1 protein-coding gene is annotated in these 289 nt (G+C 64.0%); it reads right to left on the minus strand.

The genetic code is table 11. From position 1 onward, the window contains the following. Window positions 1–275, minus strand: a 275-nt coding sequence (locus KW821_RS21480; RefSeq protein ID WP_371317622.1) for a VCBS domain-containing protein, incomplete at its 3' end; no start/stop codon positions are given. Between the last annotated feature and the right edge of the window lie 14 nt (window positions 276–289).

Below are 289 nucleotides of genomic sequence, written 5' to 3' on the forward strand. Positions count from 1 at the left end.
CCATCCAGGCTCTGTACGGTGAAGGTCTCGACCTTGGTCTCGCCCTGGCCCAGGTACTGCACCTTGTCGTTGGCAACCTCATAGCTCCACTTGCCAGCCGCATCGATGGTCAGGCTGCCCAGGGCATTGGCACTCGGCGCGCCCACACCCGGTTTGAACACGGCCTCGTCGGCCCCGTCCACGTCGGTCAGGGTCAGGCTGCCGGTCTCGGTCAGGTTACCGCTGACCACGTTCAGGTCTTCGGTCACCGCACCGCTGCCATCACCCACAATCACCGCACCGTCATTGA

It is taken from the genome of Aeromonas sp. sif2416, assembly GCF_019218665.1.
GTDB lineage: Bacteria > Pseudomonadota > Gammaproteobacteria > Enterobacterales > Aeromonadaceae > Aeromonas > Aeromonas encheleia.